The 18457-nt window shown below is 63.8% G+C and carries 5 protein-coding genes; all 5 read right to left on the bottom strand.

Annotation, left to right across the window (positions count from 1 at the left end; all coding sequences use genetic code 11):
• Nucleotides 1-4: 4 nt before the first annotated feature.
• The 5 genes from CPA59_RS07235 to CPA59_RS07215 all read right to left on the bottom strand — a co-directional run bounded on the left by CPA59_RS07235 (nucleotide 5) and on the right by CPA59_RS07215 (nucleotide 18456).
• A complete protein-coding gene (locus CPA59_RS07235; RefSeq protein WP_107758965.1) occupies nucleotides 5-12496 on the bottom strand; it encodes a non-ribosomal peptide synthetase in 12492 nt (4163 codons plus the stop codon).
• A 35-nt stretch (nucleotides 12497-12531) separates the two neighbouring features.
• Entirely contained in the window at nucleotides 12532-13305 is a 774-nt protein-coding gene (locus CPA59_RS07230) for an amidohydrolase (protein ID WP_038918432.1), read from the bottom strand.
• A gap of 36 nt (nucleotides 13306-13341) precedes the next feature.
• The gene (locus tag CPA59_RS07225; RefSeq protein WP_107758964.1) at nucleotides 13342-14592 is read right to left on the bottom strand and encodes a thioester reductase domain-containing protein; all 1251 of its coding nucleotides are present in this window, start codon (nucleotides 14590-14592) and stop codon (nucleotides 13342-13344) included.
• 91 nt (nucleotides 14593-14683) lie between these two features.
• Nucleotides 14684-15451, bottom strand: coding sequence for an SDR family NAD(P)-dependent oxidoreductase (locus CPA59_RS07220; RefSeq protein ID WP_038660411.1), 768 nt, complete (start codon nucleotides 15449-15451; stop codon nucleotides 14684-14686).
• Nucleotides 15448-18456 (bottom strand): PfaD family polyunsaturated fatty acid/polyketide biosynthesis protein, encoded by a 3009-nt coding sequence (locus tag CPA59_RS07215; protein WP_107758963.1) that lies wholly within the window; start codon nucleotides 18454-18456, stop codon nucleotides 15448-15450. Before CPA59_RS07215 ends, CPA59_RS07220 begins: the two co-directional genes overlap by 4 nt.
• Nucleotide 18457: the final 1 nt, after the last annotated feature.

The following is an 18457-nucleotide window of genomic DNA, read 5'->3' as shown; positions in this document are numbered from 1 at the left end:
TTGTTTACACCGCGGTGGATGAGGAATCTGAGCGCCGCACGCGGGCGACGCGTTTAATAGCCGAGGTCACCGTTCCCGGTGCGGTATCGGCCGCGTTAATTTTTTCAGCCAGTTGCTGAATGGTCTGGTACTGGAGCAGGTCGGTCAGCGAAACCCGCAGCGCCAGCTGTTGCTCAATACGGGCGGCAATACGCAACGCATGCAGCGAATGGCCGCCCAGCGCAAAGAAGTTCTGATCGCAACCGATGCGGTCGTGTTTCAGCACCTCGCGCCAGATATCGCGCAGCGAGTGCTCCAGCGGGGTTTGCGGCGCCGCGCCCTCGCTCTGCGTATCCCACTGCGGCGCCGGCAGCGCACGATAGTCCACCTTCCCGTTGGCGGTTTGCGGCATCGTCGCCAGCACCTGAATCGAACCGGGCACCATGTGGGTCGGCAAGCGGCTCGCCAGGAACTGACGCAATGCCGGTTCGTCGACCTCCGCGCCCTCGCGCAACGCCACCCACGCCGCCAGCGCCTCCCGCTGCGGCAGGTACTGCACGGCGCTGAGCATCACCTGCGGGTGCAGCAACAGCTGCGCCTCGATTTCGCCCGGCTCGATGCGGTAGCCGCGCAGCTTGACCTGTCGATCGCAGCGGCCCAGATAGTGCAGCGTGCCGGCGGTATCGGCGCAGACGCGGTCGCCGGTGCGGTAAAACCGCGCCCGCCCGTTCGGCGTGGTCAGTTCCAGAAACCGCTCATCGGTCAGCGAGGCGCGATTCCAGTAGCCGCGCGCCACCCCGGCGCCGCCGATATACAGCTCCCCGGCCGCGCCCTGCGGCACCGGTTGCTGCTGCTCGTCCAGAATCAGCAACTGGGTGTTGCCGATGGGCAAACCAATCGCCACGCTGCCGCCGTGCTGTAGCTCCCGCGCCGTGACGCGGTGTACGCAGCAGCCCACCACGGTTTCCGTCGGGCCGTACTCGTTGAAAATAGGGCTGTCGGGCGCATCATCGAGCCAACGCCGTACCGCCGCGCTGTTCAGCGCCTCGCCGCCGACCACCAGCGCCGACACGCGACGCTTGTCGTCCGCCGTCAGCTGGTTTTCCAGCAGGTTGAGGTGCACCGGCGTGATTTTGAGCAGCACCCGTTCGCCGCTGGCGCGGATCGCCTGCTGTAGCGCGGCGATGTCGCCATCCTCGCGGATGATGTGGATGCAGCCGCCGGCCAGCAACGGCAGGTACAGGCTGGTGAGGGTGGCGTCAAAACTGATGGAGGAATGGAACAGACTGTCGGTGTCCGCATCAATCCGGTAGCGCGCTATCGCGTCCTGCAGATAGTTGCCCAGGCTGGCATGGTCGATCATCACCCCCTTCGGCGTACCGGTAGAGCCGGAGGTGTAGATGATGTAGGCCAGCGTATCGGCCGGCGATTCGCCGGGCAGCGTCACCGCCATCTCATCGGCGCACGGGCACTGCGCCGCGTCCAGTACCGTTATCGATGCCGGCGGCGTCAGGCGTGCGCGCAGCGTGGCGTCGGTGATCAGCGCCCGGCCATCGCAATCCTGCAACAGCCAGTTGACGCGCTCGTCCGGCCACTGACTATCCACCGGGATGTAGCACGCACCCAGCCGGTTTACCGCCAGAATGGCGCTCAGGTAGTCGATGCTGCGCGGCAGCCAGACCACCACGCGATCGCCGGCGCGCACCCCGGCGTGATGCAGCCGCATCGCCAGCTGTTCGGCGCGTTGGCGCAACTGCCGGTAGTTCAGTTGCGTTTCGCCATCCACAACCGCGATGGCATACGGCGCGTACTGCACCTGTTCGACAAACCGCGCATAAACATTCGATGCGCCGACATGCTGGGCTGGGCCTTGCCACTGGCTTAGCAACCGGGCGCGTTGCGCGTCGGTCAACGCCGACACCTCGGCAAGCGTGGCGGCGGCGTCAAGCTGCGTCAGGATACGCTGCAACCCCTCCGCCAGTTGCCGCACGGTGGTTTCTTCGTACAGGCCGTCGTCATACACCAGTTGGCCGTGCAGGCGCTCATGCAGCGACGCCACCAGCGTCAGCGCATAGTTGGTGCTTTCATGCGCGTCGGCAAACCGGAACAGCCGGGCTTCCTGCTCGCCCGCGCCGGGGTAGTTTTCGAACACCAGCAGCGTATCGAACAGGGCGTCGCTGCTGTTCAGGCCGGCGGCGGACTTGATATCCGTCAGCGCCACATCGCCATGACGCTCGTTCTGACGCTGTTGCTGCTGCACGTCACGCAGCCAGTCGCTGACCGGCCGGTCGGCGGGCAAGTCAATCACGGTGGGCACGGTATTGATCAGCAATCCGGCCATCTGATCCATGCCTGCCAGCGCGGCGTGACGCCCGGAGATGGTCATGCCGAACAAGACCGTTTCACCGCCGACGCAGGCCTGCAACAAGCGCGCCCAGGCGCCCTGCACCAGCGTGCTGACAGTAAGCTGTTCGCGCCGGGCGAAGTCCGACAGCCGCCGCGTGGTTGCTTCGTCCAGCGTGAACGGCAGCACCTGCTTGCGTTCGCTGGCCTGTCGCAGCGGCAGACCGAGCGGCAGCGGCGTGCGGCTCATCCGCCGGGCTTGCGTCTCCCAGTAAGCATCCCGTTGCGGATTGCGCTGACGGATCTGCCGCACATAGCGGCGGAATGAGGGCGGCGGCGGCAATACCGCGTCCGGGTTGTCCCAGCAGCGGGCTACCGCGTCCATCACCACCCGGACTGACCAGCCATCCAGAATGGCGTGATGATGACTGACCAGCAGTTGCTGGCCTGCCTGTCCGACGTCGATCAGCGTCAGACGCAGCAACGGCCCCTGTTGCAGGTCGAAACGGCGAGCGCGGTCGGCGTCCAGCACCTGCCGGCGGGCATCCGCACGGTTGAGCATCACCGTGTTCCAGTCCATCGGCAGATCACGGCGCACCACCTGCAACGGCTCGCTGCCGCTGTGCAGTTCAAACGTGGTGCGCAGCGCCGGGTAATGCTGTATGACCCGTTGCCAGGCCTGCCGCAGCGCGGCGATGTCCGCGCCGGCCGGCAGATCGAAACAGATTTGCTCATGGTAGGCGTCGCTGGTCAGCGAGTGGAACAGCATCCCCTCCTGCATCGGCGTCAGCGGGTAGATATCCTCAATGTCGCCGATGCGTTGCTGCAACGTATCGAGCGCGCCGGCGCTCAGCTCCGCCAGCGGGAAATCCGACGGCGTCCAATGGGTTGCGGTTTGCTGCCGGCAGTGCTGCGACAATTGCCGCACCCAGGTCAGCATCCGCTCGGCCAGTTGCCGGATGGTCGCGTCCCGATAGCACTGGCCGTTCCATGTCCACTCCAGATGCAGCTTACCGTCCAGCACGTAGCTGTCGACCTCCAGCGGCCAGACCCGCGGGCTGTGCGGCGCATAGCGATTCGCCAGATCGAGCCGCGCTTCCCCCTGAAACGGCGGGGCGTCAAACCCCTGGGTAAACAGACCGAGGTAGTTAAAACAGATATCCGCCGCGTCATGCACCTGCGACGCCGCCGCCAGCCGAATCCCATAGCCGGCGCCGCGATGCGGCACCTGACGAACGGCTTCTTTCACCTGACGAATCGTCCAGCCGGTATCATCCGGCCGATCCAGCTCGATATGCAGCGGATAGATGGCGGTGAACCAGCCCACGGTGCGGCTGACATCCAGCGCCTCGTGCAGCCGTTCGCGCCCGTGTCCTTCGGTATCGATGCGCAGGCGAGACTGCCCGCTCCACTCATGCAACGTCAGCGCCAGCGCCGTCAGCAGCAGGTCGCCGGGATTGGTGCGATAAGCGGCATGGGTATGCTGGACCAGCGCCGTGGTGGTGCTCTCCGGCAGGCTCAGCGCCAGCTTACGGGCATCTTCCCCACGGCCGGGCGTCGCCTGCGGCGCGCTATCGCACGGCAACCGCACCTCGCTCAGCGCCGGATAGCGCTGCCAGAAGGCGTCTTCCTGCTGTGCCGCTTCGCTGCGCGCATACTGATGCAAATGCTGCGACCAGCGCGGCAGCGACGCGGTTTTCGCCACCGCCGCCAGCGCATGCCCCTGCGCCAACCGCTGGTAGACCTGGCTCAGGTCGTCGGTAATGATGCGCCAGGAAACCCCGTCCACCAGCAAATGATGCGCGACGAATAGCAACCAGACGCCCTGCGGCGCACGGTACAATAGGGTTTTGAACAACGGCCCCCGGGCGATATCCAGCCCTTCCTGCGCGGCGGCGGCGGCGGCGTCCAGTTGTCCGGCGTCATCCAGCGACACCAGATCCAGTTCCACCTGCTCGACCGGTTCGCCTATCACCGCCTGCACACCGTCAAAACGCGCGCGCAGACCATCGTGTTGATTCACCAGCCAGATGAGCGCCGTTTGCAGATGCGCCGGCGCCACGTCATCGCGCAGCCGCCACAACATCGACTGGTTGTAGTGATGCGGATGCTCGGCGTGATGAGCAAAGAACCAGCGCTGCACCGGCAGCAGATCGTAAGCGCCGGTCACCGGCGCGGTATCGGCGACCATCGTCTGCCGGGGCATAAGGATATCCGCCAGCGCGGCGATGGTCGGCGCGTCGAACAGCATATCCACCGCCAGCGCCAGCCCGGCTTCCCGCGCCCGGAACACGATTTGCAGGCTGAGGATCGAGTCGCCGCCCAACGCAAAGAAGTCATCATGGGTGGAGATATCGTCACGCCCCAGCACCTGCTGCCAGATTGCCAGCAACTGCTGTTCCAGCGCCGACGTCGGCGCCTGATGCCGCTCACGCGCCGCCTGCTGCCACGGCAGATTTTGCAGTTGCTGACGATGCACCTTGCCGTTGCCGGTCAGCGGCAAGGACGCCAGCCATTGCCACTGGGTCGGGCGCATGAAGCGCGGCAAACGCCCGGCGACCTCGCCGCGGATGGCGGCCTGCTGCGTGCGATCGCCCACCAGCCAGGCCACCAGATGCAGCCGCCCTTCTACCTCGCGGATAGCGACGGCCGCCTGAGCGACCCCGGCGCAGGCGCTCAGTTGCGCTTCCACCTCTTCCAGTTCAATGCGGTAGCCGTTCAGCTTGACCTGATTGTCATTGCGCCCCAGAAAACAGAGGTTGCCGTCCGGCAGGTAACAGGCGCGATCGCCGGTGCGGTAGAGCCGCGCCGCCGGGTCGGCGCTGAATGGATCGGGGATAAAGCGCTGTTCGGTGAGGTCGGGCCGCTGGTAATAGCCCAGCGCCACCCCGTCGCCGCCGATGTACAATTCGCCGGGCGCGCCGAACGGCACCAGTTGGCGCTGTGCATCCAGCAGATACAGCCGGGTGTTGGCGATAGGCCGGCCGATCGGCACCGCGCCGTCGCCGCCGGTCTCACCGGCGGCGAAGGTATGGATACAGCAACCCACCGTGGCCTCCGTCGGGCCGTACTCGTTGACGATCAGCACCTGCGGCGCGTGCTGCTGCCAAAAGCGCAACGCGCTGGCGGACAGGCTTTCGCCCCCCACCACCAGCATCGCGGCATGGCCTGCCGCCCCGGCGGGCAGTTGCTGGCTGAGCAGTTCCAGATGCGCAGGGGTAATCTTGACCATCGTCAGCCCCGGCGTACGCTGCCACAGCTCGACCAGCGCGCCGATATCATCCTCGTCCGGCAGGATATGCAGCGTCTGACCGCACAGCAGCGGCAGGAACAGGCTGGTCAGGGTCGCGTCAAAAGAAATGGAGGCGTGCAGCGTGCTGCCCCGACCGCCGTGACGACCGTAGTCGCGGCAGGCATGGTCCAGATAGTGCCGCAGCCCGCGATGCGGGATCATCACCCCTTTCGGCACGCCGGTGGAGCCGGAGGTAAACAGGATATAGCACAGCTGTTCGCCGTCGATCGCCAACAGCGGGTTCGTCGCGTCGTCGTCGGGCGGCAAGGCGGCCACATCCAGCACCACCGCTTGCGGCAATGTCAGGGCGGCGATGTCCACATCATCCTGCGTCAGCACCGCCTGAACTTCCGCGGTCTGCATCATCAGGCTGGCGCGATCCGCCGGATAGCGCACGTCCACCGGCACCCAGGCGGCACCGCTTTTCATCACCCCGAGAATGGCCGCCGCCAGCGCCGGTGAGCGCGGCAGGTATACCGCCACCCGGCTGCCGACGCCGAATCCCTGTCGCAACAGCGCGTGGGCGATGCGGTTGGCCTGCTGGTTAAGCTGCTGGTAACTGATGGCGTGATCGCCGACGCGTAGCGCCACCGCCGTCGGCCGCAACGCAGCCTGCCGTTCGAACTGCTGATGCACCCAGGGCGCGTCAACGGCCTGCGCGGTATCATTGAGGGTATCGCGCAGCAGCGCCTGCTCGGAAGGCGGCAGCATCGGCAACCGGCCGATGGTGTGCGACGGCGTATCGATCAGCCGTTGCAACACGGTGAGGTAATGGTCGGCCAGCGAGCGAATACGGGCGGCGTTAAAACAGGCGACGCGATACTCCAGCACCAGGTGTAATTGCCGCTCGTCTTCCCGCACAAAGCAGGTCAGGTCGAATTTCGCCTGCGGCGTGTCGATCGGTTGATTATCTATCGCCAACCCGGTCGGTTTATCCTGCGCGGCGTTATAGACAAACATGACCTGGAACAGCGGCGAAGATGGGCGTTCGCCCGCCGGCAACACGGCATCCACCACCCGGTCGAACGGCACATCCTTATTGGCCAGCGCCCGCGCGCAAACCTGTGCGCTGGCATCCATGAACTGCTCCAGCGTCTGTTCGCCGTCCACCGTCTGGCGAATCGCCACCGTGTTGAGCAACAGACCGATGGTGGACTGGAGCGACGGCCAGTCGCGCAACGTCACCGGGGTGCCGACCACCACATCCTGCTCGCCGCTGTGGCGGTGCAACAGGATCTGAAACGCCGCCAGCAGCAGATTGAACAACGTGGTGTCGCGCTGTTTCGCCAGATGACGCAACGCGCCGGCGAGTTCCGGCGGCATAGCGACGGTGACGTACCCCGCGGTACGTTGGCTATCGCCCGCCAGCGCGGCCGGCGTCAGATTGAGCGCGGGCGGCAGCACGGCGAACTGTTGCTGCCAATAGCGCAGTTGCGACTGCCAGTGCCGCTGTACGTCTTCCCGCCGCTCCCAGGCGGTGTATTGCAGGTAGTTCACCGCCGCCGGGGCGGTCGGCTGCTGTTGATACAGCGCCAGCAGGCGCTCATCCAGCAGGCCCATCGACTGTTCATCCGCCAGAATATGATGCAGCACTAGCACCAGCGCGACCTCGCCCTGCGCCGACTCCACCAGCGTCAGCCGGTAAAGCGGGCCGTCCAGCATCTCGAACGGCTGGGCCAGTAACTGTTCGGCGTACTGTTGCAGCGCATCGCGCCACGCCGACCGGTCGCCCGGCGACCAGCGTTCATGGGCGCACACCAGCGGCTCATCCGACAGATACTGCTCCGCCACGCCCTGTTGCAGCCGTAACCGGGTATTGAGTACCGGCGCCTGTATCCACAGCTGCTGTAGGCTGTGCAGCAGCCGTGACGCCTCGACCGGCTGGCTGAAGGTTTTGATCTGCCCGATCAGGTAGCTGTTATCCCCCGCCACCTGCTGGGACAGGAACCACATCCGCTGCTGGGCGCTGCTCAGCGGCAGCGAGGCCGGCGCCGGTTCAGCCAGCAGCAGGCTCTCGCGCTCCTGCCGCGACGCATTGGCGGCCAACTGCATCGGGGTGCGCCAGGTGAAGATATCGCTGACCCGCAGGTTGATATGGTGTCGTTCGGCCAGCCAGGCCACCGCTTTGGCCGCCAGCAGCGAATGGCCGCCGGCAGCGAAGAACGAGGTATCGCGCCCGATGGCGTCATGTCCCAGCAGTTCGCGCCAGACGTCGATGATCGCCTGCTCGGCATCATTGGCGGCGGGCGTTACCGCCGGGGCATCGCGCTGTTCCGGCAACGGGAAGCGGTTACGGTCGATCTTGCCGTTGGGCAGATGCGGGAAGGCGGTCATCAACACGTAGCAGGACGGGCACATGAACGACGGCAGCCGCGCCGACAGCGAATCCGCCAGCGCCGACAGGTCCGGCTCCCGGCCGTCGTCGTGCAGCACATAGGCGATGATAGCGCTGGCCGCCAGATAATCCGGCCGCACCATCACCACCGCCTCTTTTACCGCCGGGTGCTGGCGCAGGGCGGACTCAATCTCGCCCAGTTCGACTCTGAAACCACGAATCTTGATCTGATGGTCGATTCGCCCCAGATAATCGAGGGTGCCGTCCTCGCGGTAGCAGGCCAGATCGCCGGTACGGTACAACCTGGCGCCTGCTTTGTCGCTCAGCGGGTGGACGATGAACCGGCTGGCGGTCTGCTCAGGCTGGTTGATGTACCCGTCCGATACCCCGATACCGCCGATGCACAGCTCGCCCGCCACGCCGATCGGCATCGGCTGGTGGAATTCGTCCAGAATCCACACTTCGGTGTTCGACATCGGGCTGCCGATGTGGATGCGCCCCTCATCCGGGTACAATTCGGCGTTGGTGACGCAGACGGTGGCTTCCGTCGGACCGTAGGAATTGAGAAAGCGGCGGCCGCGGCCCCATTTGCGCAGCAGATCAACGCCGCACGCCTCGCCGGCGACAATCAGCACTTTCAACGCCGGCAACGGCGCGTATGGCAAGGCCGCCAGCGCCGACGCGGGTAATGTGACATAAGAGATGTTCAGACGGGTCAACTGCTCCAGCAGGTCCGGACCGGGCATCAACGCCAGACGCGGCGCCATCACCAGCGTCGCGCCGTGGCACAGCGCCATGCTGATCTCCCAGACCGAAGAGTCAAAGCTGGTGGAGGCAAATTGCAGCACCCGCTCGCCCGCGCCGATGTCCATCAGCACCGGGAACTCCAGCGCCAGATTGCACACGCCGTGATGGCGGATCGGCACGCCCTTGGGCTGGCCGGTCGACCCCGAGGTGTAGATGATGTAGGCGGTATTGTAGACGCCGCAACGGTTGATCAGGTTATCGACCGGCTGCTGCGGCAACACCGGTTCCAGATCGTCCAGCAACAGGCGCCGGCAGGGAACATCCTGATAATGTTCCACGAATTTTCGCTGGGTCAGCAGCAGATGCAGCCCGGCGTCTTCGATCACGTAGCGGCTGCGGTTCAGCGGATAATCCGGGTCAATCGGCACATAGGCGCCCCCCGCTTTCATCACCGCCAGTATCGCCACCATCAGCCACGGCGAACGCTCCAGACTAATGCCGACCGTGACTTCCGCCCCCACGCCCTGCGCCACCAGCAGGTGAGCCAGTTGATTGGCGCGCTGATTGAGCTCCTGATAGCTTAACGTCTGCGACCCGAACTCCACCGCGATCAGCGCCGGCGTCCGCTGCGCCTGCTGTTCGATCAACTGATGCCAGCAGAGCTGATCGTCAAACGATCTGGCGGTCTGATTCCAGTGCAGCAGTTGCCGGTGGTCGGCCTCGGTCAGCAGCGGCAACGCCCCCAGCGCGCTTTCCGGCTGCTCCAGAAACGACTCGATAAAACGGCAGAAACTGGCGGCCAGCCGCGCGACCGTCGCCGGCGCCAGACGGTCGCTGGCGTATTCGAAGCTGCCGTGGATACGCTGCCCCTCCGGCCACATTTCCAGCGTCAGCTCATATTTCGCGGTCGGCATCGGATACGGATGCAGCGGGCTAACGCTGGCCGCGCCGATGCGTTGTTCCGCCTGCGCCGCCTCGCGCCAGACAAAAAACGCCTGAAACAGCGGCGATATGCCCGGCGTACGCGCTTCCTCGCGCAGCGCAGGCAGCAGGTTGAACGGCAGCGGGTGCTGTAACGCCTCGACAAAGCGGCTTCTGACCTGCTCCAGCAGCACCGCGAACGGGTGGCGTTTATCCACCTGGTGGCGCATCGCCATCACGGAAAACAGCAAGCCGAACGGATTGTCCTGCGCAACCTGATGATGGCGCGACACCGGGGTGCCCAGCAGGATGTCGGTCTGGCGGCAGTAACGCGACAGAAACGCGCTGTACAGCGTCATCAGACACAGATAAGGGGTGACGCGATACTGGCGGGAGACGTTCAGCAGCGCCGTACTCTGCAATGACGACAGGCTGAACGGTATGTGACCGCCGTGGTAATGCTGCACCGGCTGCGCCGGATAATCGTAAGGCAGTTGCAGCAGCGGCAACGGGCCGGTCAGTTGCTGCCGCCAGTAGTCGTGCGCCTGCTTCCCGGCGTCGCTGTGCAGCCAGCGATACTGCTGGCGGGCATACCCATACTGGCCGTCCTGCTCTGGCGCCACCGCGTCCGCCTGACCGCCGGCCATCAACCGGCGATAGTGATGCAGCACCCACTGCCACAAACGCTGCACCGAGTCCTCATCGGCGATGATGTGGTGCATCACCACGCAGATGTGGTAGTGCTGCTCGCGCAGTTGCAGGCACCCGACCCGCAGCAACGGCGCCTGAAACGCGGCAAACGGCCGCACCGCCGCTTCCGCCAGCCAGCGTTCGGCGGCGTCGCCGCTCTGCGCCGACAGGTCGACGAATTCCAGACGCAGTGCGGCTGACGGCTCCACCCGCGCCTGCGGTTCGCCATCCTGCGCGAAAAAGGTGGTGCGCAGCGCGTCGAACCGTTGCAGCGCCAGTTGCCACACCCGTTCCAGCACCGCCAGGTTGAGCGGCCCCTGCCACGGCGCGTGGTAGGCCATGTTGTAGACCGCACTGTCAGGCTGGCTCTGCTGGATCAACCACAATCCCTGTTGTTCGACGCTGAGCGTGACGGATGCCTCGTGGTCGGCCTGCAGGTCCGGAGCCGGTTCACGCAGCGCGGCGGCGCACTGCGCCAGCGTCGCGCCCTGATACAGCTCCCTGAACGCCAGCTCCAACCCCATTTCTTCGCGCACCCGGGCGATCATGCGGATAGCCTGCAGCGAGCTGCCGTTGAGTTGGAAGAAATCCTCATCCCGGCTGATGGCGTCCAGTTGCAGCACCGATTGCCAAATCGCCGCCAGTGCGCGCTCACGCTCGTCTTGCGGCGCCGCGCCGGTCAGGGTGCGGGCCGCCGCCAGCGGATACAGCGCCTGTAACGCGTTGCGGTCTACTTTGCCGTTCGGCAAACGCGGAAACAGATCGAGAATATGCAGATGGGCCGGGACCCAGGTGGCCGGCAGATAATGCGCTAACCAGTCCCGCAACGCTTCCTGGCGTAGGTCGCTTTGCGGCTGCGCCACCACAAACGCCTGTAGCCGCGCGCCCTGCGGGGTTGTCGCCACCATCACCAGCGCCTGACGCACCTGTTCGTGACGTTCCAGAACGCCTTCGATTTCACCGGTTTCCACCCGCTGGCCGTCAATCTTGATTTGCGTATCGTTGCGGCCGGCCAAAATCAGGTTGCCGTCGGCGTCGATCATGCCGAGGTCGCCGGTGCGGTAAGCGCTTTCCCCGTTATTGAGGGTGATAAAGCTACGGTTATCCCCCTCCAGATAGCCGGCGCTGAGCCAGGGGGTGACAATCAACACCTCCCCCACGACGCCTTGACTGAGCGGCTGCAACTGTTTGTTGACGATGAGCAGCCGGGTATCGTCGATAGGCTGGCCGACCGGCAGCACGGCGCGATCCACATCCGCGGGCGAGACCGGATAGCACACCTTCGCCAGCGTGGATTCGGTCGGGCCGTAGAAATTGAATAACCGGGTATCCGGCAGGCCGCAGTCGGCGAAACGCCGCACCAGCGCCCCCTTGAGCATCTCCCCGGCCAGCGCGACGCAGCGCACCTGCGCCAGCGCCTGCGACGCCGCCGGGCTTTCCAGCAGCACCTGAAACAGCGACGGAATCAGATGCATCACGCTGATCCGCTGCTCGCGGATCCAGTTCAGCAGTCGCGGCGCGTCATAAATCAGCTCGGACGACGGCGGCAGACACAGGGTGGCGCCGTTGAGCAACGGCAGAAGCAGATCGCGCAGGAACGGGTCGAACATCTGAGGCGTCAGTTGGCTAACGCGATCCTGCGATGTCACGGCCAGCGCCCGGCTTTCCCAGTGAATAAAGTGCAACAGGCTCTCGTCCCGCCCCAGCACCGCCTTCGGGGTGCCGGTCGAGCCGGAGGTAAAATAGACATAAGCATGAGGCTGCTCAATCGGCTGTTTCAGGTAACCGTGCGGCAACTGCTCCGGAACGCCGTCCTCATCCACCAGCACCACCCGGCGTTCCCCTCCCAGCGCCGCCACTTTGGGCAGGTGGCGGCGACTGGTGATCAACGTGGCGTCGGGAAAGCGCCCGGCCAGCAGCGCCAGCCGTTTTTCCGGCAGTTGCGGCGACAGCGGCACAAACGTGCGCCCGGCATGACGGACAGCCAGCACCGCGGTCACCAGATTCACGTCCTGCCCCAACAGGGTCAGGACAAACGGGTGGTCTTCGCCCTGTTCCAGAATGCCCTGACCCAGGGTGGCGACATGTTCCATCAGTTGCTGATAGGTCAACTGACGCTCCCCCTGTACCACCGCCAGATGCTGTGGAAACCGGGTAACGATATTTTCAAACTCGACAGAAATAGCCATGAGCAGCCCCTGCAACACTCACCAGATAGAAGACGTTATTGTCTGAACTCGAATTGATCCGCATCCTTCAGGAAGGGGAACCGTTCTCTGACGCCGTGCAGGTGCTCGCGCGACAGGGTGACGGTGAACACCGCTTCCTGCGGCTCCCCGTTCAACAGGGTTTCCCCCAGCGGATCCACCAGCATGGTGTTGCCGCTGTAGTTCAGTTGGTTACCGTCCTGACCGACGCGATTGACGCCGATCACGTAGCTCTGGTTTTCGATGGCGCGGGCCGGCAGCAGGGTTTGCCAGTGGTGGGAACGACCGGCCGGCCAGTTGGCGATATAAATGGCGGCGTCGTATTTGCCGTTCAGGTTGCGCGACCAGGCCGGGAAACGCAGGTCATAGCAAATGAACAGCGCAATACGCCAGCCGTTGTGGTCGACAATGCTCTGTACTTCGCCGGCGGTGTACTCCTGATGTTCGCCCGCATAGGTAAACAGATGCCGCTTGTCGTAGTACTGCACACACTCTTCGGTGACCCACAGCAGCCGGTTGTAGTAATGACCGTCGTTTTCGATGATCACGCTGCCGACTATCGCCGCCTGATATTCGGCGGCCAGTTTCTGCATCCAGTCCCGGGTCTTCCCTTCCATGCGCTCGGCAATGCTTTTGGGCTTCATGCTGAATCCGGTGGTGAACATTTCCGGCAGCACGATCACGTCGCTGCCCTGGCACTGCTTCAGCAATTTTTCCACCCGGCGACGATTGGCCGCCGCCTGCTCCCACACGATGTCCATCTGGACCAGCGACAGTGTCAAATCCTTCATATTTATCTTTCCTCCATAAAATGACTGGGCGCGCAACTAACGCAGATCGGCATCGAACAGTTGTTCAAGGAAACTGCTCTGGCGGGTGTGCTCGACAATCGTCGCCCGCACGCGCTGCTGTTCGGGCGGCACGATAAATCCTTCCTCAATCAGGTAATTGAAATAGCGGAACAGCAATGTGTGGTCGCAGGCGGCGCAGACAATGCCGCTGCCCGCCAGCCACTGCCGGGTCAGCCGGGTGGCGTATTTGGCCTTTTCGGTGATATCGCCGCTGCTGTAAAACAGCGCCATCAGGTCGGTGAACGAGGAACGATAGGGTTTGCCGTCGCGCAACATGCGGTTTTGCGTCAGGGCTTCGAAGTAGTCTTCGTTGATGACCACGTCCAGTTGGTAACCGAATTCCCGCAGCGCGATCACGATATCGTCGTAGGTGATCGGTTCCGGGTTGGTCAGATTGAGGGTTTTGCCGTGAAAGTCATCGCTGTGCAGGCTGGCGTACAGCGCCGCCTTTGCCACATAGTCTACCGGCGTGATGTCGAAATCTTCCGAAGAACGAAAGGTCAGGCCGGTTTCCACCAGCGATTTGATCATCTCGTAATAGATGCCTTTGACGCGGGTTTCGTTAAGCGGATAACGGCCGCTGGCGCTGTCGCCCCAAATATTGCCGGGACGCACGATAGCCCAGCGCAACCCGCGCTCTCCCGCCTGATGCACCGCCTTTTCCGCTTCGTATTTTGAACGTTCGTAGTCCATGTCGCGGTAGTTCTGCCCGAAATCGAGGTCGGTTTCCTGTAGTTCGAATCCGTCCTGATACAGCTTGTCGCCCACCACGCTGAAGCTGGAGGCGTACAGCAGCGGAATGTCGCCGCCGAGGCAAAAATCAATCACCTGCTGGGTGCCTTTTACATTGACCGGCTGCAGTTTGCCGTAGGACGCCACCAGGCTGACGTTGGCCGCACAGTGCAGCACCCGATCCGTCGTGGCCTGCAGCCGCTGATAATCCTGCGCGTTCAGCCCCAGTTGCGCCTGCGCGACATCCCCCAACACCGGAATCAGCCGCTCCAGTTGCCCGGCGCAGGTCCGCTCGACGTCATAGGAAAACAGGACGCTTTCCAACCGCGCTCTGGCCTGCGCTACCGAGTCCGCGCGCACCAGACAAAACACATTGGCTGACGTGGCGGTCAGGATTTCGAGTAATAACCGCCCGCCCAGCACACCGGTCGCCCCGGTGAGAAACAGGTTTTTTACCGCTGGCGCCACCCCTGTTGATACGCTCCCTGCTGACATAAATGACCTCCCGTTATTCCCATCAAAAAAAGCCGTCAAAACACGCGCATGACATACGCATAACTGTGGTTTGTGGTTGTATGACGCCGGCCTATAGCGTCCCGACCCGCATCCCGCCGTCCAGCGGGATCACCGTGGAGTTGAGGTAGTTGGTCTTGCAACTGGCCAGAAACCCCACCACTTCGGCGACGTCGTCCGGCGTGCCCCAACGCCCGACCGGCACAATGCTGCGGATGATCTTGTCTTCCTCCGGCGAGCCAATCATGTGCGGGTCGACAAACTTCGCCAGCATCTCGGTGCGGCAAATACCGGGAGCAATGGCGGTAACGCTGATATTCATCGGCCCCAGCTCTCGCGCCCAGGACTCGGTGGCGGAGATCAGCCCGGCTTTGGAGGCGGCATAGGCTGAACCACCCGCCGCGCCCCAGATGCCGGCAACCGAGGCGATGTTGATGATGCGCCCGTACTTCAGGCGCGCCATGTAACGTGCGAACACTTCGGTGCAGTTGAAGGCGCCGGTCAGGTTCACCGCCATCACCTTTTCGGTATCGCGCAGACCGCGGGCCGACAGGCAGTAACTGCGCTCGATCACCCCGGCGTTGTTGACCAGCGCCGTGATGGTTGACCCCAGTTGCCCGGCGATGGTTTGCGCCGCGGCGTTGACCGAATCAAACTGCGTGACATCCATCGTGAACCGGTGCAGCCCCTCGGGCTGCCCCAGTTGTTGGTGAAGTTGCTCCAGCCGTGATGCGCTGATGTCCGTCGCCGCTACCTGATAACCGATATCCAGCAAGGTGCGGGTGATGGCCGCGCCAAAGCCGCCGGCCGCGCCGGTGATAACCGCGACCTGCTGGCTCATGCTTCCACCCCCTCTTTAAAGGTGATGTCGATGACCTTGCGGGCGTTTTCCATCGCGTCAAAAATGCGTTCCTCGAAGAAGCGCACATCGTCCTGCGACATCAGCAGGTTGGAGTACATGCGCGACAACGGGGAGAACTGGATGCCATAGCGTTTGGAGATTTCGCGGATGATGATGTCGCAGAATTTCACCTTGTCGCTGTAGCCTTCGGAGCGGTCTACCGGCGTGGACTGCGAGTGGTAGACCAGCGCGGTCGGCATACCCTGAATCACCAGCGGCAAATCCACGGCTTCGGCGGCTTTGACGAATGCGCCGGAGATCTGGCGCATCACGTCGGCCATGCGGTCATAGCAGCCCGGGTCCTGTTCGATCAGGTCGTAGGTGGCTTTCACCGCCGCCAGCCCCAGCGGGTAACCGTTGAAGGTACCGGCGTGGATCACCTTGCCGCGGGTGTAGAGGTTCATGATGTCGCGACGGCCCATAATCGCGGAAACCGGCATGGAGCCGCCGGCCAGTGCCTTGCCGAAGGTGGCCAGGTGCGGCGTGACGCCGAGCAGTTGCTGCGCGCCGCCAAGACCGACGCGCACCCCGGTGATCACCTCGTCGAAAATCAGCACGATGTTGTACTTCTCGCACAGCGCCTTGGCTTTCTCCAGGTAGCCTTCGCGTGGGAAAATACCGCCGCCGTTGATGCACAACGGTTCCATCAGCACCGCGGCGATTTCGCCGTGATAGCGCTCAATGGTGGCGGTCAACACATCAATGTCGTTCCACGGCAGCATGAACGATTGGTCTTCAATCGCACCGGGAGCGCGCCCCCAGGTATCCAGCAGGTCACCCTTGAACTGCTCCGGCACCGGCCAGCTCAGGTCCTGCTTTTTGCGCCAGCCCATGATGTTGTCGGCGTTGCCGTGATAGTGACCGTGGAAACGGATGAAGCGGGTCTTGCCGGTAAAGCCGCGCGCCAGACGCAGCGCGTTCTGCACCGCTTCGGTCCCGCTCAGACAAAAGCGCACCATATCGGCACAGGGGATGTGTTTGATCAGCGTTTCGCACACCTCCACTTCCAGATCGCAGGTATCGACCGAAGTGACCTTGTGCATGTAATTGATCAGGGCCTCGTTGTAAGCCTCGTTATGGTGACCGGTAATCAGGGCGCCAAACTTGCAGAACAGGTCCAGATGCTCGTTGCCGTCCAGGTCCCACACCCGCGAATTACGGCCGCGATTGAAGGGGATCACCAGCGGGCGTTCCGGATCGCCAAAGTTGTAGTGGGTCCCGCCCGGGATCAGCTCCCAGCATTTTTTATAGAATTCTTTGGATTGGTCTAACGTCAGTTTGGTTTCCGCATCCATTATCTTGGTACTCCCTGTTTGTGGTTGAAATGACAGCGTCGGTTGAGATTCCGCGATGGCGCTGACGCCACAGCGTTGAAGATCGTCGGGGGTGCACCGTTGCAGCGTGTCGGGCAGCGCGATGTCCAGCGCCGACAGCCCGGTCACCCGGTTGAGGTAAGCGGCGCCCTGCATCAGCAGTACCGCTATGTCGCCGACGCGGCGATGCGCCACGTCTTCCAGCGCCGAGCCGCGCAGCCATTCGTTGAGCGCGCCCATCGCCGACCCGCACCAGACCTGATAGTCCAGCTGGCGCGACGGCTCGCTGTTGATAGCCCAGCGGGACGACTGACCGAGATACCACTGGAAAATCAGCGCCATCTTTTTCTTCGGTTGTTGTTCGGCTTTGACGATCGCCTGCGGCTGGTGATTGCGCTCGAAGTAAGTCACCGTTTGCTGCCAGACCTGCGCCAGCGACTGGTGAAAGATCTGTTTTTCAATCTGCGCGACATCCTCGGCGGGGATGTCTTCCAGCCGGTCGTACTGCTTGTACAGCGCGTACAGCTTCTGGGCGCGCACCGCGTACATGCTGCCCTGCTTCATCACCTGCACTTTGGCGCCCAGCTCGAACATGTCGGCGGACGGCGCGGTAGCGACATCGCCAATCTGTACCTTGCCCAGCATCTGTTTCACCGCATCCGAGGTGCCGGCTTCGACACAGGCCTGATTGACAGACCCGGTCACCACGTAAGCCGCGCCCAGCGCAAACGCCGCCAGCACCGCGTGCGGGGTGCCGAGGCCGCCGGCCGCGCCGATGCGCACCCGCCAGCCGCTGGCGCACTGCGCCTGCATCTCATCGCGCAACGCCACCACCGAGCGGAAAATACACGCCAGCAGCCCTTGATCGGTATGACCGCCGGAATCGCCTTCCACGGTGATGTCGTCCGCCATCGGCACCTGACGCGCCAGCTCCGCCTGCTGCGCGGTAATCAGCCCGTCATCCAGCAGCTTTTTCAGCAGGTTTTCCGGCGCCGGGCGCAGGAAGTGCTGCGCCACCTCGCGGCGGGACACCTTGGCAATAATGCGGTTTCGCGGCTGGATACGGCCATCAGCCCCGCGCGTCAGCCCGGCTGCGCGGTAGTACACCAGCGCGGCGCTCAGGTTGATGTAGGCAGAAGCTTCGATCACCCGTACCTGGCGTTCGATCAGCAGCGTAACGCAGCCCATCTCCCACGCCGGGTTGCCGGGGTTATGCAGCAGGTTGACGCCAAACGGCCCGGCGGGCAGTTGGCGCTGAATCTGCTCCAGCTCGGCGGCGATGCGCTCCAGGCTTAACCCCCCGGCGCCGAACATCCCCAGAATCTGTTGTTGCCCCAGCGCCACCACCATGTCGCTGGAGTGGATGCCGTTCGCCATCGCCCCGGCGTAGTAGGAAAAACGCACGCCATAGTCGCGCTGGAACTGCCGGTCGCCCAGACGGTCGGCCCCCATCGGCGGCAGCAGGCCAATCAGTCGCCCGTCTGGCGGCGCGGCATGACCGGCTTCAATTCGCACGTCGCGGTCGTACTCCACCACCGCCAGCGGCGTTTCCAGCGCGTAAAGCGCCTCGCCGCCCAGCAAGGGCTTGCCCGCGACAGCCGACGAACTGGCCGTATTGTGTTGTGTACTCATA

The organism is Dickeya sp. Secpp 1600, from assembly GCF_003049805.1.
In the GTDB taxonomy this organism is placed as follows: domain Bacteria; phylum Pseudomonadota; class Gammaproteobacteria; order Enterobacterales; family Enterobacteriaceae; genus Dickeya; species Dickeya fangzhongdai.
Note: the sequence above shows the minus strand (reverse complement) of the source record. Positions and strands in the feature narration are given on the sequence as shown.